We start from the raw sequence: 21303 nt of genomic DNA on the forward strand, positions 1-21303 counted from the left end.
TCCCGGATGACCGCCCGCCTCGCCTGCCTTCTGCTCCTGCTCGGTGCCTGCAGCCCGACGACCACGCCGATCGAGAGCAGCCGCATCGAGCGGGGTACGGCTTTGCCGCCGCCGGGCCTTGACGCACCGGCTCGCTGAATTGCAAAGGGCCGCCCGAAGGCGGCCCCGTCTCGTTCCGGCGGCTGCGTTGGCCTTAGTGGACGTCGTGCCAGACCTTCCGCTTCACCGCATAGGCGAGGCCGCCGAGGATGGTGAGGAAGATGATGATCTTCACGCCCATCGCCTTCCGCTCCTCGAGCTCCGGCTCGGCGGCCCAGGTCAGGAACTGGGTCACGTCGCGCACCATCTGCTCGACCGTCGCCTTGGTGCCGTCGTGGTACTCGACCTGCCCCTCGGAGTTGATCGGCTGCGGCATGGCGATCTGGTGGCCGGCGAAATACCTGTTGTAGTGCATGCCATCGGCCACCTGGACGCCGGGCGGCGGATCCTCGTAGCCGACCAGCAGGGCGTGGATGTAGTCCGCACCACCCTCACGGGCCTTGGTGATCACTGAAAGGTCCGGAGGATAGGCACCGTTATTGGCCGAACGCGCGGCCTGCTCATTGGCGAATGGGCTCTTGAACCGGTCGGAGGCGCGGCCTGGCCGCTCCACCATCTGGCCCTCGTCATTCGGCCCGTCCATCACCTGCACCGTCGCGGCAATGCCCGCCACTTCGGCCTCGGACAGGCCAAGCTGCCGCAGGTTGCGGTAGGAGAGCAAATGCATCGAATGGCAGGAGGCGCAGACTTCCTTGTAGACCTGGAAGCCGCGCTGCGCCGAGGCGCGGTCGAAATGCCCGAACAGCCCGTCGAAGGAGAAGCGGGTGTCCGGCAGGCTGACCCCTTCGCCGGCGGCGAGGGCGGGGGTCGCCCCCGCCATCAGCCCGAGGCCAAGGACCAGTGCCCGGAGGCTACGGAAACCGGACATCAGGCCTTCTCCATCGGCTTGCTCATGGCGCCGGCCGGCAGCGGCCCACCGCCACGCAGCACCGGGCGGGCGATGCTCTCGGGCAGCGGCAGCGGCCGCTCCAACCGCCCGAGCAGCGGCAGGATCACCAGGAAGTACAGGAAGTAATAGGCCGTGGCGACCCGGGCGATGGTGACGAAGGGCTCCTCCGGCGGCTTGCCACCGACATAGAGCAGCACCAGGAAGCAGAGGCACCACACCGCGAAGAAGGGCCGCGCCAGCGGACGGAACCGCATGGAACGCACCGGAGAGGTGTCGAGCCAGGGCAGCACGAAGAGGATGGCGATCGAGCCGAACATCAGCAGCACGCCGCCGAGCTTGTCCGGCACCGCGCGCAGGATCGCGTAGAAGGGCAGGAAGTACCATTCCGGCACGATATGGGGCGGCGTCACCAGCGGGTTGGCGGGGATGTAGTTGTCCGCATGGCCCAGAAGGTTCGGGAAGAAGAACACCAGCACCGCGAAGACGATGAAGTAGACGACGAGGCCGACGCTGTCCTTCGCCGTGTAGTAGGGGTGGAACGGAACGGTGTCCTGCGGACCCTTCGGGTCGATCCCGAGCGGGTTGTTCGAGCCGGTGATGTGCAGCGCTGCCACATGCAGGAAGACGACGCCGAAGATCACGAAGGGCATCAGGTAGTGCAGGCTGAAGAAGCGGTTGAGCGTCGGGTTGTCGACGCTGAACCCGCCCCAGAGCCAGGTCACGATGCTCTCGCCGACCAGCGGGAAGGCGCTGAACAGGTTGGTGATGACGGTCGCGCCCCAGAAGGACATCTGGCCCCAGGGCAGCACGTAACCCATGAAGGCCGTCGCCATCATCAGCAGGAAGATGACCACCCCGATCATCCACAGCAGCTCGCGCGGCGCCTTATAGGAGCCGTAGTAGAGCCCGCGGAAGATGTGGATGTAGACGACGATGAAGAACATCGAGGCGCCGTTGGCATGCGCGTAGCGCAGCAGCCAGCCGTAATTCACGTCCCGCATGATGCGTTCGACGCTGTCGAAGGCCATGCCGGTATGCGCCGTGTAGTTCATCGCCAGGAAGATGCCGGTGGCGATCATGATCACGAGGTTGACCATGGCCAGCGCGCCGAAATTCCAGAAGTAGTTGAAGTTACGGGGCGTGGGGAACGTCCCGTACTCCTTCTGCATCATGGTGAAGACGGGCAGGCGGGCATCGACCCAGCGGATGACCGGGTTCTGGAAGTCGCTCTTGTGAAGGCCAGTGGCCATGGGTGGGCTCCTCAGCCGATCCGGATCTGCGTATCGGAGGTGAAGGCGTAACTCGGGACAGGCAGGTTGGTCGGCGCCGGCCCTTGCCGGATGCGGCCCGAGGTGTCGTAGGCGCTGCCGTGGCACGGGCAGAACCAGCCGCCGAAGGGGCCGCGCTCATCGGTGGGTTTTTGCCCGAGCGGGATGCATCCCAGATGGGTGCAAATGCCGATCACGACCAGCCACTGGTCCTTCTTGACCCGCTCCTGATCCGCCTGCGGATCACGCAGCTCGGAGAGCGGCGTGGCTCGGGCGGACTTGATCTCCTCCTCGGTGCGGCTCCGCACGAAGACCGGCTTGCCGCGCCAGACCACCGTGATGGCGGAGCCGGCCGCGATCGGCTTCAGGTCGATATCGGTGGTGGAGACCGCCAGCGTGTCGCGCGCTGGGTTCATCGAGCTGATGAAGGGCCAGGCGATCGCGCCGACGCCGACCGCCGCGAAGGAACCCGCCACGAGTTGCAGGAAATCCCGGCGGGTCTCGCCATCCTGCGGCGCCGGTTGCGCCATGCTATCGGCCATGCCTCATCGTCCCTGATCTCGGCCCTCGCCTGCTCCCGGGGCGGGAGGGGAGGGCCGAATGCGATTGCCGCGGCCGGGTCGGACAGGATCCGCCAAGCATGGATCGTGCCCCCTGACGCGCTGCGCCGCATATAAAGGTACGCTATGCAGGGTGGCAATCCGCTGGTCGGGCAATCATCCGGCTATTGTTTCGCCCCGTCGGCGCCAAGGAGAGGAAATCGGTGACCGAGACCATGCCCCCGGGCCAGGACCCTGCCGCGCATCGCCTGGCCGAGCCTGCCCGCCTCTGGTTCGAGAGCCTGCGCGACCGCATCTGCGCCGCTTTCGAATCGATTGAGCGGGAATGCGACACCGGCCCCCATGCCGGCCTGCCCCCCGGCCGCTTCGACCGCACCGCCTGGACGCGTGAGGGCGGCGGCGGCGGTGTCATGTCGGTCATGAAGGGGAGGGTCTTCGAGAAGGTTGGGGTGAACTGCTCGACCGTCCACGGGGAATTCTCCCCCGAATTCCGCAAGCAGATCCCGGGCGCCGAGGAGGACCCACGCTTCTTCGCGACCGGCATCTCGCTCGTCGCCCATATGCGGAACCCGCGCGTCCCGGCCGCTCATATGAATACCCGGTTCCTTTCGACGTCCCGCGCCTGGTTCGGCGGCGGAGGGGACATTACCCCGATGGCACTCGATGCGCCGGAGTCGCAGGAGGACGCCGCCCGCTTCCATGCCGCCTACAAGGCCGCCTGCGACCGCCACGACCCGGACTGGTATCCGCGCTTCAAGCAGTGGTGCGACGAGTACTTCTGGCTGCCGCACCGGGGCGAGGCACGGGGGCTCGGCGGCATCTTCTTCGACTGGCTCGGCGACCGTACCCCTGGCCATGGGGCCGATGCCGATTTCGAATTCGTCAAGGATGTCGGCCTCGCCTTCCTGGAGAGCTATCCGGCGATCATCCGGCACCGGATGCGGGAGGCCTGGACGCCCGCCGAGCGCGAGCACCAGCTCATCCGCCGCGGCCGCTATGTGGAATTCAACCTTCTGCACGACCGCGGCACGCTGTTCGGGCTGAAGACCGGCGGCAATGTCGAGGCCATCCTGATGTCCCTGCCGCCCGAGGCGAAGTGGCCCTGACGGTTGGGGCGGCGTAACCCCGGCCATCGGGCCGGGCGGCGCAATGACGTAACGGCGGCAGTCTCAGCAGCATGGCTTCGCTGCCCCTGCCGGCCCGGATGCCCAGGAAACTCACGCATTTCCCTGGCAGTGCCTGCACAGTCCGCCATGTCCCTGGCGCCTTTGCAGTAGGGATCGTGACCCATGATCGAATTGACCATCAACGGCACGAGCCATCAGGTCGATGCCGAGGACGATACCCCGCTGCTCTGGGTGCTGCGGGACAGCCTCGGCTGGACTGGCACCAAATACGGCTGCGGCATCGCTCAATGCGGCGCCTGCACCGTGCTGGTGGATGGGCAGGCTACCCGCTCCTGCCAGCTGCCGGTCGATGCGGCGGGTGCGTAGCCTGCCGCTGAGCAAGGCGCAGCTCGGCCAGGCCTGAGGCCCGGCTCACAAAGCCGGCGGCCGGGCGTTGTCCGGCCGCCGGCTTCGGTCCAGGCTGGGCGGCAAAGCAGCAGGAGACGCCCGATGCGCGCAGTCTGGTATGACCGGCAAGGCCCGGCCGGCGAAGTCCTCACCTATGGCGAACTGCCGACGCCGAGCCCCGGGCCCGGCGAGGTCCTCGTCCGCCTCGCCACCTCCGGCGTGAACCCGTCCGACTGGAAGAGCCGCAGCGGCAAGGGGCGGCCGATGGCCTTCCCCCGCGTCATCCCGCACAGCGATGGCGCCGGCCATGTCGAGGCCGTGGGCGAGGGGGTGCCGCGCCAGCGCATCGGCCAGCGCGTCTGGATCTGGAACGGCCAGTGGAAGCGCCCCTTCGGCACGGCGGCGGAATACATCGCCCTGCCTTCCGAGCAGGCGGTGACGCTGCCGGAGACCACCAATTTCGCCGAGGGTGCTTGCCTCGGCATCCCGGCGCTGACCGCGCTGCACGCTGTGCTGACCGATGGCGGTGTCACCGGCCAGCGCGTATTGGTCACCGGCGGGGCGGGCTCGGTCGGGCACTACGCCATCCAATTCGCCCGGCTGCTGGGCGCGGCGCAGGTCCTCACCACGGTCAGCGGCGAGGCCAAGGCGGCCCATGCCATGACGGCCGGCGCCGATCATGCCATCAACTACCGGACCGAGGATGTCGCCGACCGTGTGATGGCGCTGACCGGCGGAACGGGCGTTGACCGGGTGGTGGATGTCGATGTCACGAGCAGCGCCCCGTTGCTGCCGCGGCTGATGGCGCCGGGCGGGGTCTGCGCCGCCTATGGCGCGAACGGCCCGGAGGCCACCGTCACCTTCGGCGCCGCCATCATGAGGGGCATCGCCCTCCGCTTCTTCATCGTCTACGAGCTCACCCCGGCGCAGCGGTCCATCGCCATCGGTGCGCTCATGCCCTGGCTGGAGCGGGAGATGCTCCGCCATGCGGTCGCCGCCCATGCGCCACTGGCCGATTGCGCCGCGGCGCAGGATGCGGTGGAGAAGGGCGCCTATATCGGCAACCTCGTCCTCGATTGCTGACCGGCCTCAGGCGCCCTCGGCCTGCGCCCTGAGGTCGCGGATGCGCGGATCCGCGGTGATGTCGAGGAGGTCGATCTCCTCCTCGATGACATGGAAGGCATCGTCGCCGATGGTGCCGCGGGACCGCAAATCGGAGAGCACCCGCCGCTGCGCCGCGACCGCCTGCCGCTGCAGCCCGGCCAGATCCTCCCCGCCGCCCTCGGCCGGCTTGAGCCGGGCGATGTATTCGCGCTCGAGCACCTCCACGGCCCGGCCCGGCGGGGCCTCGCGCAGCGCCGCGAGCGCCGCCTTGGCCGTTGCGGTGCGGGCCAGCGCCACCTCCCGCTCGACCCCGCCATCATCCGGCAGGCCGAGCCATTCGAGCAGCCAGCGCAGCGTCATCCCCTGCAGCACGAGCGTCACCAGCGTGACCGCGAAGGCTGTCAGCAGGATCAGGTCGCGGTATGGGAAACCCTCCGGCAGGGCCAGCGCCGCCGCCAGGGTGACGATGCCCCGCATGCCGCACCAGGCGATGACGAGGCCGCCCTTGAGGCTCGGCCTTTCACCCTTGCGCATCACCAGCCGTGCGACGCCGGCATAGCCCATCACCCAGGCGAAGCGCATGAGGATGACTACGGCGCAGGCCGCCAGGGCAAAGACGGCCTCCTCCCAATGCCCGCCATCCAGCCGGTCGAGGATGCCGCGCAGCTGCAGCCCGATCAGGATGAAGGCGAGGACGTTGAGGACGAAGACCGCCACCTCCCAGACCGCGTAGCTGGCGATCCGCTCCCGCCCGCTCATCCTGACCGGGGCGAAGCGGGCGATGGTCATGGCATAGGCGACCATGGTGATGATGGCCGAGACGCCAAGCCGCTCGGCCAGCAGCCAGACCGCGAAGGTACCGAGGAACTGGATCGGCACGGCAATGGCGATGTCCTGCCGGCTCACCTGCAGCCGGAACCAGAGCCGGGCCGCGGCAATGCCGAGCAGCGCGCCGCCACCACAGGTCAGCAGCAGCAGCGGCACCACCTCCCAACCGCTGAACGCACCACCCATGGCGGCGCCGACCGCGACGCGGAACAGCAGCAGTGCCGTCGCGTCGTTCAGCAGGCTCTCGCCCTCGAGGATCACCAGCACCCGGTGCGGCGGGCGGAGCTGGCGCAGCACGGCGGCGGCGGCCGAGGCATCCGGCGGGGCGACGATGGCGCCGAGGGCGATCGCCGCCGCCCAGGGCAGGCCCGGCTCCAGCCACCGCGCCACCCCGGCCACGGCGAAGGCGGTGCACAGCACGCAGATCAGCACCAGACCGGTTACCGGCAGCCAATTCGCCTTCAGGTCGCGTGGCGACGCGTCATAGGCCGCATCCAGCAGCACCGGTGCGACGAAGAGGGCAAGCGCCAGTTCCGGGTCGAGCGTGATCTGCGGCAGGCCGGGCACCAGAGCCCCGGCCGTCCCGGCGAGCGCCAGCAGGGCCGGGTAGGGTGCCTGCAGGCGCTTGGCCAGGATGGCGAGGAGAGCTCCGGCCAGCAGCAGGGCAATGACGGTTTCGAAGATCAGCATCCGGCACCTTTCGCGGAACCGCCAGCAGCGGCATCCTTGGGCCATACGAACATTGCCGGGAGAGAATCGCCATGATCCGCCGCCGCGCCCTTATCGCGGGAGCACCGAGCCTGCTCGCCGCCCCCGCCCTTGCCCAATCCGCCGGGGATTGGCCAAACCGGCCCGTCCGCGTCCTCATCCCCTGGCCGCCGGGTGGCTCGACCGATGTGCTGGCCCGTCTGCTCTGCGAGCAGCTCGGCACCAAGCTCGGCCAGAATTTCGTGCTGGAGAACCGCCCCGGTGCCGGCGGCAATATCGGCATGGAGGCGATCGCGAAAGCGACTCCCGATGGCTATACCCAGGGGCCGGCCACCATCGCCAATCTCTCGATCGCGCAATTCCTCTATTCGCGCCTGCCCTTCGACCCCGAGAAAGACTTCTCGGTCATCTCCATGCATTGGGAACTGCCGAATGTCCTGGTGGCCCCGGCGCAGTTCTGCCCGGCGAATACGGCCCAGGAATTCATCGCCTGGGCCCGCTCGCGGCCGAATGGCGTCTCCTATGGCAGCCCCGGCGTCGGCACCACGGCGCATCTCTGCGGCAGCATGTTCTGCGACCGGCAGAAGATCGATGGCCAGCATGTGCCCTTCCGCGGCGCGGCGCAGATCATCCCGGCCATGCTGGCGGGCGACCTGACCTTCGCCATCGACAACCTGGCCAGCTACATTCCGGTGATCCAGGAGGGGCGGATGAAGGCCTTCGCGGTGACGAGCCCGGAACGCTGGCCGTCGCTCCCGCAGATCCCGACCATGGGCCAGGCCGGCATCCCGGATTTCACCATCACGTCCTGGTGCGCCTGGGTCGGCCCAGCCGGCATGCCGCGGCCGATCATCGACAAGGTGAACGCCGCCATGAAGGAGATCGCGGCCGACCCCGCCATGCAGCGCCGCTTCGAGCAGACCGGCGCTCGTTGTGTCTGGAGTACGCCGGAGGATGCCTTGAAGCATGCCGCAAGCCAAAGGCCGATGCTGCAGGAGATGGTTCGCATCTCGGGCGCCAAGATGGACTGAGGCGGCGGCCGCCATCCACCCGCCCCCTTCGGGGCGGGTGGCAACTGGTCAGGACGGCTTTGGGTGTCGCGGGGGTGTGGGCGCTTCCGCTCGCCGACACCGCCGGAGTTTCGGCTGCGGGCCGTATGGGCCAAGCGCCGTGATGGCACCAGGGGCACCCGGTCGCAGGGGCATACAGGCCAAACGCCTTGCCCTGATGACGGCTGCCGAGGCCGCGCTTGTCCTCCGGCCCGCCACCTAGCTCCCTATCTCAGCGATCCTGCTGGTAGCCCTGGTGGGTGGTGTTCTGCTTGATGTCGCCCTGGCGGCCTTGCTCGGCAAGGTTGCGGTCCCGGCTGGATTTCGTCGCCTCGGCCTGCTGGGCACTCAGGTCGCCCTCGGAGCTGCTGCCGCCTGGACCATGCGGGGTGCGGTTGGCCGGCGGCACGGGCGGCAGATGGGCCTTGGATGACATGGGATCCCCCATTCGCTGGTGGTGAACCGCCTCAACGCGGCCCCGGCGCAGGGCGTTCCGCCACCCACCCCTGGTAATCAGGCGCATGGCGCCGCATACCCCTGCCATGCTCACCCCCAGTACCACCCCGCTCTGGCTCAACAGCCTGTTCGTGGATCATGCCGTGCTCCGGCTGGGCTGGCGCAATTGGGGCGTGGTCGAGGCCGGGCGCCTCTACCGTTCCAACCACCCACTGCCCTGGCAGCTACGGGTCGCCAAGCGCCGCTTCGGCCTGCGGACCATCATCAACCTGCGCGGCGAGCGGGCCAATTGCGGCTCCGACCGGTTGGGCCGGGCGGCGGCGGCGGAGCTCGGCCTCACCCATATCGACGCAGCCTTCGAAAGCCGTGGCGCGCCGCACAAGGACCGCATCCTCCGCCTCGCCGAGATCTTCCGTACCATGCAGGAACCGGCGCTGATGCATTGCAAGTCGGGCGCCGACCGCACCGGCCTCGCGGCTGGGCTGTGGCTGCTGCTGCAGGGCCGCCCGCCGGCCGAAGCGCTGCGCCAGCTCTCGCTCCGGCACGGCCATGTTCGGCAGAGCCGCACCGGCATCCTCGACGCCTTCTTCCTCGCTTATGCTGCGGCCCATGCGCGCGAGGGCAAGCCCTTCCTCGACTGGCTTCGCGAGGATTACTCCGAACAGGCGCTGCGCGACGCCTTCCGGTCGCAAGGCTGGGCCGACCGGCTGGTGGACGGGATCCTGCGGCGGGAGTGAGCACGCGGAGCCAGCCGCATCATAGTGCCGTCATCCATAGCGCCTTAACGACTCCTTCACCGGAGTCTCATTAAGTCGTCTGCTCATTGCCATGATCTCGCCAAGCACCATCCCTCCCATCGCCAGCCGTGGCCCGGACTCATCATCCGCCCGCCTGGCCGATGGGCCACAGGCTGCGGTGGAAGGCCCGGTGCCGAGCGCTTGGCCCAATCCGAGCATGCGGATCGACCCATCCCTTGGCATCGTGGTGATGGAATTCCGTGACCGGTCCGGCAGCGTGGCGGCCACCTTGCCGACCGAACGCGAACTCGCTGCCTATCGCTCGGCCGCGCACCAAAGCCGGCCCGAGCCGGTGCGTGCGGTGCCGGCGGCACCAACCCCCGATGCTCCGCCCGCCCTGCACCGGGCTGACTGATTCCGCCCCCTCACGGCAGTCCGAATGTCAGCGTCATCGGGGATGCCTCGGCCTCGGCGCGGCTCGGCAGCCGCGTGGCCGCCACGGGCGGAAGGCCGAGTACCTCCTCCTCATGCCGCATCACCCGTCGCGCCAGCTTCAATGCCTGGTAGCAATCATCCGCCTCGGCGCAGACCAGGGCCTGGCGCAGCATTTCCCGCACGAGGGCGGAGGTCGTGGCCTGCTGGAAATCGCCGATCAGGGCGCGGGCCACCTGCAGGCCGCCGGCGCGTTCATCCTCCGTGCCGATATAGGCGGTCTGCAGGGCGAAATAGATCCGCCGGGCTGGCGTGGTGGCGGCCTCCGGCGCCATGATCTGCTTGCCGAACAGGAACCGTGCCTTGGCGGTCAGCTCGATTCTTGCGCGGTTGCGGAAACGGATCGGCGCGCCATTGACGACCATCATGTCGCCCTGCCGCAATTCGAGCACCAGCGTGGACATTCTTGTTCCTTTCGCCTCCGCGCCGCGGAGAGTTGGTGGATCGTCGCATGCGCCGCTTAACGCGGGCTGAAACCCGGGCGCCCTCTCATCCCGCAGGTCACCGCAGGTAGCTCACCAGGCTGAGGGTGCCGATCGTGCCGATGACGTTGTAGCTGGCCTCGAGCGCGGTCTTCGTCGCCTGCAACCGGGTGAGCACCTCCGCCATGTCCACTTCCTCGATCCCGGCGAGTTGCGCCTTCAGCGAGTCGTGCATCTCGGCGTGGCGAGACTGCAGGTTGGCCAGCTGCGCCTCCGTCTGGCCGAGCGCGCCTTGCTCATCGGCGAGCGCATTCGCCGCACTTTGCAAGCCGCCGCGAATGGTATCGGCCAGGGCACGGAAATCCTCGGGCGAGTTGGTCTGTGCGGGGGTGAGCGCAGCGATGCTCGCCAGCCCTCGCAGGAGGTCGCGCGCCCAGGAGCCGGTCGTCTCGCCTGCCGATCTCGCCGCGGCATTGCGGTTGGCGAAAAGCCCGACCGGCGTCGTCATGCCATCGGCTGCGACAATGCTGCGCCGTGGCTCCGTCCCGCCGCGCGAGGGGTCGGTGACGAAAGCGGAAAAGGGCGTGGTGCCGGCACTGTCGTCGAGCGCTGCCGCCTGGGTCGCCGCGCTGACTGCCGCAGCATTGCCCGGGCCGAGCGTGGCGATGGCGGCGGCAACCTGCGTCGCCATGCCGCCCGCCGGCAGCCCCTCCGGGTCGGGTAGTGGCGGATTGCTGAAGTCGCTGCCGCCGAAGAGGTATTCGCCGCCCTGCTGCGTATTCAGCAATTGGCCCACCTCGACCAGCGCCTGGCGCGCCTGGCTGGCGGCGAGCGGCAGCGTGTCCGGGCTGTTGGGGTCGAGCTTCACCGCGACCTTGTCGCCGAACTCCCGGGCGATCTCGGCCAGCCGGCCGAGCGCCTGCTGCGTCGCCTCGGTGCGCGACAGCGCCTGGCCGATCATGGTGCCATAGGTGTCGCGCCGGGCGATCTCGGCGCGCAGCGAGAGCGCGCGGGGCAACTGCGCTCCGAGGTCGCCCGGCAGTTCGGCCTTGAGGCCGGTGGCCTGCTGGCGCGCGAGGCTCGCCAGCCGCGCCCTGAGCACCGAGGTGTCGGTGTCGAGCCTCCCGAGGATGTCGATCCGTGCCATCGTCCGCCTCCGCCTCAGCGCACGCTGCCGAGCAGCGCCTCCCACATCGACTGCACGGTGCCGAGCACGCGGGCATTCGCGGCATAGGCATTCTGCAGCGTCACCATTCCGGCCATCTCGGCATCGATATCGACGCCCGAGGTGGCGGTGAAGCGGGTCTCGAGCGCGGCATGCAGGCTACTCGCTTGGCGCTTCGCCTCGGTCGCCGCGGCCCGGTCGCCAAGCTGGGCGGTGGTGACGCTGCTGGCGTAGTCGGCGATCGCCCCCGCCGGCACGAAGGGCGAGGCGAGGCTGCCATCCGGCCCGAGCCCGACGCTGGAGATCGTCGGCCAGGGATTGCCCGTGGCCGCTTCGCTGCCGAGCGCGTAGTTCAGCACCCGGTCGAGCAGAGTGGTGAAGCCGGCCGGGCCGCCGGGCGGATTGGGCAGGAAACCATCCGGCCCGCCAGGTGTCGGCGTCACCGCATGCGTGCCATTGCGCAGCAGGCTCGGATCGGCCGAGACTGCGGCACTCAGGCGGATCCGTCCGGCGAAGCCGATCTGTGTGCTGCCGGCATAGGCGAGGGTGGCATCCGGGACGGAGGCGCCATCGCTATCGGTGAAGAGGCGAAGGCCTTCCTGGTCGAAGCGGTTGGCGAGTGCCACCGCGACCAGATCCGTCTCCGCCTGGTAGCGCGGTAGGGTGCGGTCGCGCAGCGCGATATATTCGCCGAGCCGACCGCCTGCGAGCTGGCCGGTGATATCGATGCCGCCCAGCGTAACGCCGGGCAGTGTGCCGCCGGCGCCGTGATAGGAATCGGGCGAGACTGAGGCCGGACCGGTCGCCAGCACATCCCGCGCCGGGTCCAGCGGGAGGACGATGCCGCCGCGCGCGACGAGCAGCAAATGGCCACCGGGCTTGCGGGTGGCCTGGACCTTGATGCTCTCGGCAAGGGTGGCGATGGCCTGGTCACGCTGATCCTCGAGCCCGGCGGTGTCGCCGGCTGCCCCCGACTTGATCTGGATGGTGAGGCTGGCGATCTGCCGCAGCGCCGCATTGGCCGCGGTGACCTCGGCCAGAATGCCGTCCTGCGCCTGCTGGCGCGCTGCACCGATCGCGGCCGAGACCTCGTTCAACCGGCTGGCGATCGTCCCAGCCGCGCCCAGCGCCGCGCGCTGCTGCCCGGCATCGGCCGGTGACGCGCGAAGGCCGGTGAAGGCATTCGCCAGGGCCGCCACCGCATCGCCCAGCGTCGCACCGTCGCCGGCCGCGCCATGCGCCTGTTCGATGCCCTGCAGCAACTCCTCGCGCACGGTCGTGGCGGCGAGGGCGCCCCGGCTCTGGTCGAGCCGGCCAAGCAGCGCGGCATCGACCGCGCGCTGCGTCTCGCCGCTGCGCAGGCCGGCCGGCAATTCCTCCACCACCAGCGACTGCTGCGCGACCGTCTTGCGCGTATAGCCAGGCGTCTCCGCATTGGCGACGTTCTGCGACGCCTGCGAGAGGTTGCGCTGGACGGCGGCGAGACCGCTGCGCGCGATGCCGAGGGCGAGTTCGAGGCTCATGGCTCAGCCACCGCGCCTAGCGCCGCATATTGATGGTGTCCTGCAGCAGCTCGTCGGTCGCGGCAACGACCTTTGTATTGGCCGTATAGGCGCGCTGGGCGACGATCAGCTTGCTGAACTCGCTGGCGATATCGACATTCGACCGCTCGATCGAGCCGATGACGAGTTTGCCGACGCCGTTCGAGGCGGCATCCGTCACACGGGCCTCCCCCGAATCCGGCGTGCGCATGAAGGCCTGGCCGTCCAGCCGTTGCAGCTGCGCCGGGTCGTTGAAGGCGACGAGCGGGATGCGGGCGATGACGCGGCTCTGGCCGTTGTCGTAGTTGACCGCGACATCGCCATTGGCCCGCGTGCTGAGGCTGGAGAAGGCGCCCAGCGGCACGCCGTCCTGTGTCAGGTTGCGCACGCTGAAATCGGCCGAATACTGCGTGACGCCGAGCGACTTGCCGAACTGGCCGAGCGAGAGGCTGACGGTTTGAGGACCTTCGCCGAAATCGGCGGTGAAGGTGACGGCGGCCGGGTCACCCTCGGCGCTGGTGGCGGGCTTCGTCAGGCCGGTGGCGATGCCGAAGGCGCCGATCGTGCCATCGGCCACCGCCGGCGAGGCGCCGTTGCCGAAATTCAGCTCGATGCTGCCGCGGGTCGCGCCGTTGATGTCGTCCGGCACATCGACCTGCATCGTCCAGTGATTGGTGAGGGTCGGCGTGAAGGTCAGGTTCACCGTATGAAGCCGGCCGAGGGAGTCGTAGAGCTGCGCCTGCGTCGTCACCGGCGAGTTCGGGATGGTGGCCGGCAGGTTGGCCGAGAGCTGGATTTCGCGCGTGGCGATCGGGTTGAAGACCTGCTGGTTCACGCGGATCGGCGCGATCGTCGTGCGGTCTGGATTGCCGCTTGGATCGACCGGCCAACCCTTCAGGTAGTAGCCCGAGCCGTTGGTGAGGTAGCCATCCGCATCGCGCGTGAAGTCGCCGGCGCGGCTGAAGAATTGCCGCTCATCGAAGACCGGCTGGCCGTTCACCGTGCCCTTGGCAAGAGCCACGCTGAAGAAGCCTTGCCCGCCGATCGCCAGTGCGAGCGGATCCTCCGACTGTTCGATCGTGCCCTGGACGGTGTTGGTATAGGAGGGCTTGGCGATCACCGCGCCCGGCAGGTTGATCGATTGGCTCGAGGAGGTGATGTAGGAGACGAAATTGGTGTCGACGCGCTTGTAGCCGACGGTCTGGCTGTTCGCGATGTTGTCCGAGATATTGCCGAGCGAGCGGCTTTGCGAGGTCAGGCCGCTGATGGCGGCGGTGAGCGAGCCGAAGAGGGACATGGGGCGGGCCTCCGTCATGCAGGGCTCGGCACCGCGGCGGAAGCGGTGGCCGGCCCTCGTCGCGCCGGTATCGCAGGGTCTGTGCCAAGCCCTGGCGCATCCTGCCCTGCCGCTTCTGCCGTCCGGCCGGCAGGCTTTGCCGGGGCGGGGGCCGGGCTTGCCGGTGCCGCATGCCCCCGGGCTGGCCCATGCTTCGCAGCAGCGCGGTGCCGCTGGACCGGATCACCATGGACACCACCGCAAGCCTCCCGCCGATGACGGCGAGCCCGCCGATGACCGCAGCGCCCCGCGCACAGGAGGCTGGCGCGGAGGAATTCGCCGCCCTGCTGCTCCGCGCCTGCCAGGCCGTGGGCCCGGCGGCCGAGCCCGGCGGCGTGGACAGCCCCGCCGCTTCGCTCCCGGCCGGGACGCTGCCCGTATCCCGGATGCCCGGTCCTGGCGTGCCGCGATTGACCCTGCCCATGCCTGCCGGCGCGCCGGCTCCGATGGGCAGGGTATCGCCAACGCCAAACCCAGCCCCTATCCGCGGTGCCGCGCCCGCTCTGTCCCAACCCGTTGCCGAGGAGAAGGAGGCAGCCCTGACCGAGGCCGAACCGGCGACGGACCCGGTGATGCCGATGCCGGTCCTGCAAGAACAAGCGCCAGGGCCGGCACCCTTGCCATCTTTCGAGGCTCCGGTTGAAGGACCATCCCCAGCGGAGGGACCGGACACGCCCCGCAACGATATGCCAGAGCCCCGGTTCTGGCGCAGCAAAGCCGAGCACCTGCCGGAGGCCGGGCCCACATCGCTGCCGATGCCTGGCCCCTTGCCGGCTGCCGGCCCGTCCCTTTCCCCGCCCGCCTCGGGGCCGGAGCGGCACGGCCCGCCCCTGGCCAATTCGGCCGCACAAGCGCTGCTGCCACCCACGGCCGCCGCTGCCATGACCTCGGTCGCTCCCGGTACCGTCTCGCCGCCTGTCCCTCTCACCTCCGCCCTGCCACCTGCCGTCCCGACCGTGGCAGGACCGGACTCAGCCCGGCCGGTGTCGAATTCCGGTCGGCCGGTGCTCAGCGGTTCCGCCACCTCGCATCCAGCACGCGAGCGGCCGATGGCGATTGCCGCGACCTTCGGCCAGGCTATGGCGCAGGACAGGCTCGCGGCCGATGCTGCATCCGGCACTGAAGCCCTGCCCGACACTCCAGCGCCGACCTATGTGGAGCGACCTGTTGATCCTGCGCCCGTCCCCGCAGGACCTCGCCCTGTTGAGTTCCCTCCGGTGCGTCCCGCCATGTCCGAGGTGCTGCCTCCGGCAGGGTTCAGCCCGCCTCAGACAACTCCCCCGGCGGCGGCCGACACCCCGGCCCCCGCCATGCCCGCTGTCGGGCCGTCATCCGCCCCACCTCCGCCGCCGGCGCGGCAGGTGGCGCAGGTCACCATCGCCCTGGCCCTTGGCCAGGGGCAGGCGCCCCGCCTGACGGTAGCGCTCGAGCCTGAAAGCCTTGGCCGGGTGGAGATCCGCATCGAGCGCGGCGCCGAGGGCGAGGCCTCCGCCGTGCAGGTGCTTGCCGAGCGGCCGGAAACGCTCGCTCTCCTGCAGCGGGATGCGCGCGAACTCGATCGCGCCCTGGGGCAGGCCGGCGTCACCATCGCCGATGGCGCGCTGCAATTCGGCCTCTCGGGCGGCCAGCCGGAGCAGCGCCCCGGTCAGCAGCCGGGCCGCCGGGGGCCGGAGACGGGCCAGCGGGCCGGGCAGGGCAGCCTGGGCACTTCATTGGAATCCCCCGGAGCCCTCCGGCCCGCGACGGGCCTCGCCCTCACCCTACTCGACATCGCGGTTTGACGGAGCAGCATCGATGAGCGGCAGCATCCAGGGCAGCGGTGCCACGACCGGAACCGGCAGCGCCACCACCGGCAGCGGCACGAAGCCCACCGGCATCGCCGGGGATTTCAATACCTTCCTCACCCTGCTCACCACCCAGCTGAAAAATCAGGACCCAACCAAGGCAATGGACACCAACGAGATGACCAACCAGCTCGTCTCCTTCGCCACGGTCGAGCAGCAGATCGCCGTCAACACCAACCTCGCCAAGCTGATCGGCCTGCAACAGGGTGCCCAGCTCACCGCCGCTGCGCCGTTGATGGGCGAGCGGGTGGAGGTCGAGAGCGACCGCCTTTCCCTGCAAGGCGGCACGGCGACGCTGCGCCTGCCTGCGGCCGATACCGCGCAGCAGGCGGTGATCCGGGTGATGGATGCCGGCGGGCGCCTTCTGCGCGAAGCGACCGTGAAGCTCGGCGCCACGGCGCAGGAATGGGTCTGGGATGGCCGCAACATGGCCGGGCAGCGCCAGCCTGACGGCGCCTATCGGTTTGCCGTCGCCGGGCAGGATGCCGCCGGCGCCCCGCAGCCGGTGACGGCGACGGTAATCGGCGTGGCAACCGCAGCCAAGCGCCCTTCGGGTGGCGACCTCCAGCTCGAACTCGGCAAGCTCGCGGTCGGCTTCGATGCGGTGCGGGGGGTGGACGGGGGCTGAGGCCGCCGCCCGGTCAGCGCCGCGCGGCCGGCATCAACGGCGGCGCTTCCTCGGCGACCGGGGTGGCTGCCGGGCCGGGCGAAGCGGTGGGCGGCGGCGTGCTCATCGCATTGGCGACGACGGTACGGACGCCCGGCGCCGCCTGTTCCGCCGCGGCATAGGCGATATCGCCCCAGAGCCCGCGCAGCCGCCCGGTCGGCACCTCATTGATCTGCACGACGCGGCCCAGCTCCTCGCCATCCCGCCGGCTGACGATCCACTGGATCTCGACACGCTGCTGCCTCGGCGTGCCGCCCGGGGCGAGGACGACATCACCCTCCAGCGCATAGCTCGCACCATCCGCTGCGTCCTGAACGACGAAACCCTCATTGCCGAGGAATTCGCGCATCCGCGTGGCGAGCGCGGTGTTGCCGTCCCCCGTTGCGCCCTTTACCCCGGTGAAGCGAATGCGCGGCGGTCCGGCGGCCAGCGACTGCGGGTCAGTGGATTTGCGCGCGGCCTCCACCTGCAGCAGCAGCCGGCTCAGATTGGGCACCGCCTGGCTGGCGACCTCGGTGAAGAGTTCCGGCGTCGGCTCCGCCCAACGGATGATCGGCACGGGATTGCCCTGCGTTGCCGCCTGGACCTCGCCATCGGCATTCAGCAGGCGGAAGCGCGGCTGCACGGACTGACCCTGGCGTTCGGCAGCGATCTCGACCCGCCAGTCGAGCGGCAGCGGTGTCGGGGTGGCGATGGCCGGGACATCCTCGGCCTGCAGCGCGGTCGCCATCGCCTCCGCCAGGCCCTTCGCCGCCTCGTCGGTCATCAACGCCTCGCTCGGCGGCAGCACGGCGAGGCGGATGGCGAGCGGCACCGCCAGCCGCTGCGCCTGCGCGCCGGGGCGGCCGCGATAGGGCTGGGGCAGGTCGCCACAGCCTGCCAGCAACAACGGGAGGAGCAGCAGCAGCTTACAGAAGCGCACAGGCCACCATGATGGTGAGCAGGGTCAGGACGAAGAACTGGACCATGTAGGGCATGGCTCAGACCGTGATGCTGATGGCCGAGAGCTGATGGCCGATGGGCCCGCCCCCCGCCAGGGTTCGCCGCCGGTGGCTGAAGAAGGATGCCTCCTCCGCCAGCGTGTCCAGGCTGGCCGTCTCCACCCTGGCAATGCCGGCGGCCGAGAGCCGCGCCGCGCAGTAGCCGGGCAGGTCGAATTGCCAGCGATCCTCGCGCCGGCCCGGGGCGAAGTGCCGTGCATCGGACGGGTCGCGCGCCAGCACGGCATCGCGCAGGTCCGGCCCGACCTCGTAGCTTGCCTGGCCGATGCAGGGGCCGACTGCGGCCAGCATTCGCTGCGGCCGGGCGCCGAGCCCGGCCATGGCCGCGATCGTCGCCTCGATCACCCCATCCACCGCGCCGCGCCAGCCGGCATGGGCGGCACCGATCACGCCCGCCTCGGGGTCGGCGAAGAGCACCGGTGCGCAATCCGCGGTGACGATGCCGAGCGCGATACCCGGCCGGCGCGTCACCACCGCATCGGCGCGGGGGCCCTCGCCCTCGCGCCAGCCGGCCGCGTCCACCTCGGCGACGGCGATGCCATGCACCTGGGTCAGCCCGTGCAGCGCGGTGGCGGGCAGGCCGAGGGCATCGGCGGCGCGACGGCGGTTCTCGCGCACCCGCTCCCGGTCGTCCTGGCCGGAAAGCGAGCAATTGAGCGCCGCCCAGGGGCCTTCGGACACGCCGCCGCGGCGGGTGAAGAAGCCATGGCGCAGGCCTGTTGCCGCGGCGAGCGCGGGGGTGGTCAGGAATTCAGCGGAGTTCATGCTGGCTCGAAGCCCGGAGGAATAGCGAGCCCCGGATGACACAGGCCGAGCACCTTGAACAGCCGCCCCATCCCCTCCGGCGCCACCAGACGCTCCGCCCCCGAGAGGATCAGCCCGGCTGCCCGGGGGTTGGCCCGGGCGAGGATGGCCGCCCGGCTCATCAGCCCGAGCCGCTGGAGGAAGAGCCCCATCGGCAAGGGTCCATGCACCGCCGCCCCGGCGGATCGCGCTTCGGCGGCAAGGGCGGGGAATCGTACATGGGCGGTGATGTCGACGCTGCCCGGCCCGGCCAGCGGATCGGCCGGGCCATGGCGGGTCATGGCCTGGAGGCTGTCGCCGAATCCCTCCGCAGCCGGGCCGTAATCCAGGACCAGCGCCGCCCCGCCCTGCATCCTCAGGCGGCCGGCGAGATGATGGGCAATGGCGAGCGACGCCGCCGAGTATTCCTGGATGGCACCCTCCGGCGCCGTCTCGGGCAGGGGAGGGGCTGCCTCCACCGCGTGCTCGACGAAGCCGCCGTCCTGGACGAATCGCTCCCGCCAGCCGCCCTCGCGCCGGATGAATTGCCGGATCGGCAGCGCATCGAAGAATTCGTTGGCCAACAGAATGGTGGGCCCCGGTGGCACATCCTCCAGCCGGTCATGCCACTGCGTACCCGGCAGCCGCGCCGCCTGCGCGGCGCGGAGCGTGGGCGAGGTCTCGACCAGATGGACCTCCACCGCCGCCCGGAAGGCCGGCATCACCTCGCCGACCGCCCGCAGCGCATCCGCCATCAGCGTGCCGCGGCCGGGGCCGAGCTCCACCAGCCGGACCGGCGCCGGCGCGCCCATCATCTGCCAGGTAACCGCTGCCCACAGGCCGAGGCACTCGCCGAAGGCCTGGGAGATTTCCGGCGCCGTGGTGAAGTCGCCCGCCTGGCCGAACGGATCCCGCCCGGCGTAATAGGCCGAGGCGGCCCTCTCCATGAACCGATCGAGGCGTTCAGGCATGGCCTGCTTGTCGGATGACCGGTTCACGCCCCGTGCCTCCGGCCTTCCGTGATCAAGCGTGCTCAGGCCACCGCCTCCTGCCGCGGCTTCGCCCGCAGCATCAGCCAGCCGCCGACCAGGATCATTGGCACGGAGAGCAGCTGCCCCATCGTGGCGCCAGCGAAGAGGAAGCCGAGGAAGGCATCCGGCTGGCGGAAGAACTCGCCGATGAAGCGCGCCAGCCCGTAGCCGGCGAGGAAGGCCCCGGCGACGAAGCCGCGCCGTGCCCGGATTGCTGGCTGATGCACCAGCACCTGTAACAGGATGAAGAGCAGCAACCCCTCCATTCCCGCCTGGTAGAGCTGGCTCGGATGGCGCGGTTCCGGCCCGCCGGTCGGGAAGACCATGGCCCAGGGCACGTCGCTGACCCGGCCCCAGAGCTCCCCATTGATGAAATTGGCCAACCGGCCGAGGCAGAGGCCGATCGGCACCACCGCCGTCACCCGGTCCGCGAAGCCCAGCGGTTCCAGCCGTTCCTGCCGGCAGAACAGGAAGATCGCCACGATCACCCCGAGCGCCCCGCCATGGAAGCTCATGCCCCCCTCCCAGACCTTGAGGATGTCCAGGGGATGAGCGAGGTAGTGCTCCGGCCGGTAGAACAGCACATAGCCGAGCCTGCCGCCGAGGATGATGCCGAGCGTCGTCCAGGTGACGAAATCATCGATCTGCCGGCGGTCGGCGACGACGGGCGGCAGCGCCACCAGCCGCCGTGCCAGCCACCAGCCGCCGAGGATGCCGGCGATATAGGCGAGCGCGTACCAGCGGATGGCGAAGGGGCCGATCTGCACCAGGACCGGGTCGATGACCGGGAAGGGGATGGCGAAGAGCATCAGCGATACGGGTCCGCCTGGGTGAGGAAATCCTGCACGGTGCGGCGAACCCCTTCCTCGAGCGGCGTCATCTGCGCGTTGAAGCCCGCCGCGCGCAGCCGGTCCAGCGGCGCTTCCGTGAAGTACTGGTACTTGCCGCGGAGATCCGCCGGCATGTCGATGTAGCGGATATCGGCCGGCCGGCCGAGCGCGGCGAACATCGCGCCCACCAGGTCGCGGAAGCTCCGCGCCCGGCCGGAGCCGAGGTTGAAGAGCCCCGAGACATGCGGGTTGTCGAGCAGCCAGAGCATCACCGCGACGCAGTCGTCCACATGGACGAAGTCGCGCTGCTGCTCGCCATCGGGGATGCCCACGCGGTCGGAGCGGAACAGCGTCGCCGCCTCGCCCCCCATCACCTGCCCGAATTTGTGGAAGAGGACGCTCGCCATCCGGCCCTTATGCGCCTCGTTCGGGCCATAGACGTTGAAGAAGCGGAGGCCGGCCCATTGCGGCGGCGCCGGGCGGCCGCGCCGCAGCAGGTCCGCCACCCGCCGGTCGAAGGCGAGCTTCGACCAGCCATAGAGGTTGAGGGGGCGGAGCCGCGCCAGGGCCTCAGGCGAGGCATCATCCTCGAAGCCGAGGCTGCCATCGCCATAGGTCGCGGCGGAGGAGGCGTAGATGAAGGGAATGCCGCGTGCGGCGCAGCCTTCCCAAAGCCGGAGCGGAAGGGTGAGGTTGGTCGCCGCCACCAGGTCGCCATCCGTCGCCGTGGTGGCACTGATGGCGCCGAGATGCAGCACCGCGCGGAGCGGCGGCGCGGCCGCCCAGAACCGTTCCAGGTCCTCAGGCGGGAGGATGCCCGCGATCGGGTGCTTGGCGAGGTTGCGCCATTTATCGCCCCCCCGCAGGCGGTCCACCACCATCACCTCCGCCCCGCGGTCACAGAGCGCGGCGACGAGGTTGGAGCCGATGAAACCGGCCCCGCCGGTGACGAGATACATCGTCGCGACCCCCAATGGCC

The 21303-nt window shown here is 69.9% G+C and carries 22 protein-coding genes and 1 pseudogene; 9 read left to right on the plus strand and 14 right to left on the minus strand.

Annotated features, from left to right (window positions below; all coding sequences use genetic code 11):
• Positions 1–6: 6 nt before the first annotated feature.
• Positions 7–138 carry a hypothetical protein gene (locus BLR02_RS30830; protein ID WP_256336848.1) on the plus strand — a complete coding sequence of 44 codons (132 nt, stop codon included), beginning with the start codon at positions 7–9 and terminating at the stop codon, positions 136–138.
• Positions 139–193: 55 nt separating this feature from the next.
• Here the strand turns inward: BLR02_RS30830 and BLR02_RS07415 are convergent, their stop codons facing one another.
• From BLR02_RS07415 to petA, 3 genes are read right to left on the minus strand one after another with little or no spacing between them, the layout of a single operon-like run.
• Positions 194–967 (minus strand): cytochrome c1, encoded by a 774-nt coding sequence (locus BLR02_RS07415; protein ID WP_090563101.1) that lies wholly within the window; start codon positions 965–967, stop codon positions 194–196.
• Positions 967–2238, minus strand: coding sequence for a cytochrome b (locus tag BLR02_RS07420; RefSeq protein WP_090662068.1), 1272 nt, complete (start codon positions 2236–2238; stop codon positions 967–969). Before BLR02_RS07420 ends, BLR02_RS07415 begins: the two co-directional genes overlap by 1 nt.
• Before the next feature lie 11 nt (positions 2239–2249).
• Positions 2250–2798 (minus strand): ubiquinol-cytochrome c reductase iron-sulfur subunit, encoded by a 549-nt coding sequence (gene petA / locus BLR02_RS07425; RefSeq protein ID WP_090563104.1) that lies wholly within the window; start codon positions 2796–2798, stop codon positions 2250–2252.
• A gap of 233 nt (positions 2799–3031) precedes the next feature.
• On the opposite strand from petA, the gene hemF reads away from it, so the two are divergent.
• From hemF to BLR02_RS07440, 3 genes and pseudogenes are all read left to right on the plus strand, one after another.
• A complete protein-coding gene (hemF, locus tag BLR02_RS07430) occupies positions 3032–3922 on the plus strand; it encodes an oxygen-dependent coproporphyrinogen oxidase (protein ID WP_090563608.1) in 891 nt (296 codons plus the stop codon).
• A gap of 183 nt (positions 3923–4105) precedes the next feature.
• A pseudogene (locus BLR02_RS07435) lies at positions 4106–4303 on the plus strand ((2Fe-2S)-binding protein); the annotation flags it as partial.
• Positions 4304–4432: 129 nt separating this feature from the next.
• A complete protein-coding gene (locus BLR02_RS07440) occupies positions 4433–5413 on the plus strand; it encodes an NADPH:quinone reductase (RefSeq protein WP_090662071.1) in 981 nt (326 codons plus the stop codon).
• Positions 5414–5419: 6 nt separating this feature from the next.
• Here BLR02_RS07440 and BLR02_RS07445 read toward each other — a convergent pair whose 3' ends face one another.
• Positions 5420–6952: a cation:proton antiporter gene (locus BLR02_RS07445; RefSeq protein WP_090563108.1), complete on the minus strand. Its 1533-nt coding sequence runs from the start codon at positions 6950–6952 to the stop codon at positions 5420–5422.
• 71 nt (positions 6953–7023) lie between these two features.
• Between BLR02_RS07445 and BLR02_RS07450 the strand changes: the two genes are divergently transcribed.
• The gene (locus tag BLR02_RS07450; protein ID WP_090662074.1) at positions 7024–8001 is read left to right on the plus strand and encodes a Bug family tripartite tricarboxylate transporter substrate binding protein; all 978 of its coding nucleotides are present in this window, start codon (positions 7024–7026) and stop codon (positions 7999–8001) included.
• 250 nt (positions 8002–8251) lie between these two features.
• On the opposite strand, the gene BLR02_RS07455 is transcribed toward BLR02_RS07450, so the two are convergent.
• Positions 8252–8455, minus strand: a complete 204-nt coding sequence (locus BLR02_RS07455) for a hypothetical protein (RefSeq protein ID WP_090662077.1) — start codon at positions 8453–8455, stop codon at positions 8252–8254.
• A 106-nt stretch (positions 8456–8561) separates the two neighbouring features.
• Between BLR02_RS07455 and BLR02_RS07460 the strand changes: the two genes are divergently transcribed.
• Together BLR02_RS07460 and BLR02_RS07465 are read left to right on the plus strand one after the other, a co-directional pair.
• Positions 8562–9212, plus strand: a complete 651-nt coding sequence (locus BLR02_RS07460) for a tyrosine-protein phosphatase (protein WP_090662444.1) — start codon at positions 8562–8564, stop codon at positions 9210–9212.
• 91 nt (positions 9213–9303) lie between these two features.
• Positions 9304–9627, plus strand: a complete 324-nt coding sequence (locus BLR02_RS07465; RefSeq protein WP_176849423.1) for a hypothetical protein — start codon at positions 9304–9306, stop codon at positions 9625–9627.
• A gap of 10 nt (positions 9628–9637) precedes the next feature.
• On the opposite strand, the gene BLR02_RS07470 is transcribed toward BLR02_RS07465, so the two are convergent.
• The 4 genes from BLR02_RS07470 to flgE all read right to left on the minus strand — a co-directional run bounded on the left by BLR02_RS07470 (position 9638) and on the right by flgE (position 14129).
• Complete coding sequence (locus tag BLR02_RS07470; RefSeq protein ID WP_090563117.1) at positions 9638–10108, minus strand: flagellar biosynthesis repressor FlbT; 471 nt, start codon at positions 10106–10108, stop codon at positions 9638–9640.
• A gap of 97 nt (positions 10109–10205) precedes the next feature.
• On the minus strand, positions 10206–11273 hold the full coding sequence (locus tag BLR02_RS07475) for a flagellin N-terminal helical domain-containing protein (RefSeq protein ID WP_090563120.1): 1068 nt from the start codon (positions 11271–11273) through the stop codon (positions 10206–10208).
• A gap of 14 nt (positions 11274–11287) precedes the next feature.
• A complete protein-coding gene (locus BLR02_RS07480) occupies positions 11288–12814 on the minus strand; it encodes a flagellar hook-associated protein FlgK (RefSeq protein ID WP_090662080.1) in 1527 nt (508 codons plus the stop codon).
• 16 nt (positions 12815–12830) lie between these two features.
• The gene (gene flgE / locus BLR02_RS07485; RefSeq protein ID WP_176849424.1) at positions 12831–14129 is read right to left on the minus strand and encodes a flagellar hook protein FlgE; all 1299 of its coding nucleotides are present in this window, start codon (positions 14127–14129) and stop codon (positions 12831–12833) included.
• 1349 nt (positions 14130–15478) lie between these two features.
• Between flgE and BLR02_RS29345 the strand changes: the two genes are divergently transcribed.
• Both BLR02_RS29345 and BLR02_RS07495 read left to right on the plus strand, forming a co-directional pair.
• Positions 15479–15949 (plus strand): flagellar hook-length control protein FliK, encoded by a 471-nt coding sequence (locus tag BLR02_RS29345; protein WP_176952788.1) that lies wholly within the window; start codon positions 15479–15481, stop codon positions 15947–15949.
• A 13-nt stretch (positions 15950–15962) separates the two neighbouring features.
• Positions 15963–16640: a flagellar hook assembly protein FlgD gene (locus BLR02_RS07495; RefSeq protein ID WP_176849426.1), complete on the plus strand. Its 678-nt coding sequence runs from the start codon at positions 15963–15965 to the stop codon at positions 16638–16640.
• A gap of 13 nt (positions 16641–16653) precedes the next feature.
• On the opposite strand, the gene BLR02_RS07500 is transcribed toward BLR02_RS07495, so the two are convergent.
• From BLR02_RS07500 to rfaD, 5 genes are all read right to left on the minus strand, one after another.
• Positions 16654–17601, minus strand: a complete 948-nt coding sequence (locus BLR02_RS07500; protein ID WP_090563129.1) for a hypothetical protein — start codon at positions 17599–17601, stop codon at positions 16654–16656.
• Between the two features lie 58 nt (positions 17602–17659).
• The gene (gene pgeF, locus BLR02_RS07505; protein ID WP_090662087.1) at positions 17660–18445 is read right to left on the minus strand and encodes a peptidoglycan editing factor PgeF; all 786 of its coding nucleotides are present in this window, start codon (positions 18443–18445) and stop codon (positions 17660–17662) included.
• Positions 18442–19434 carry a class I SAM-dependent methyltransferase gene (locus BLR02_RS07510; protein WP_090662446.1) on the minus strand — a complete coding sequence of 331 codons (993 nt, stop codon included), beginning with the start codon at positions 19432–19434 and terminating at the stop codon, positions 18442–18444. The genes pgeF and BLR02_RS07510 overlap by 4 nt, the downstream gene beginning before the upstream one ends.
• 62 nt (positions 19435–19496) lie before the next feature.
• Complete coding sequence (gene lgt, locus BLR02_RS07515) at positions 19497–20303, minus strand: prolipoprotein diacylglyceryl transferase (protein WP_090563133.1); 807 nt, start codon at positions 20301–20303, stop codon at positions 19497–19499.
• Entirely contained in the window at positions 20303–21283 is a 981-nt protein-coding gene (gene rfaD / locus BLR02_RS07520) for an ADP-glyceromanno-heptose 6-epimerase (RefSeq protein ID WP_090563135.1), read from the minus strand. The genes lgt and rfaD overlap by 1 nt, the downstream gene beginning before the upstream one ends.
• Positions 21284–21303 lie beyond the last annotated feature (20 nt).

Source organism: Belnapia rosea, assembly GCF_900101615.1.
Taxonomy (GTDB): Bacteria; Pseudomonadota; Alphaproteobacteria; order Acetobacterales; family Acetobacteraceae; genus Belnapia; species Belnapia rosea.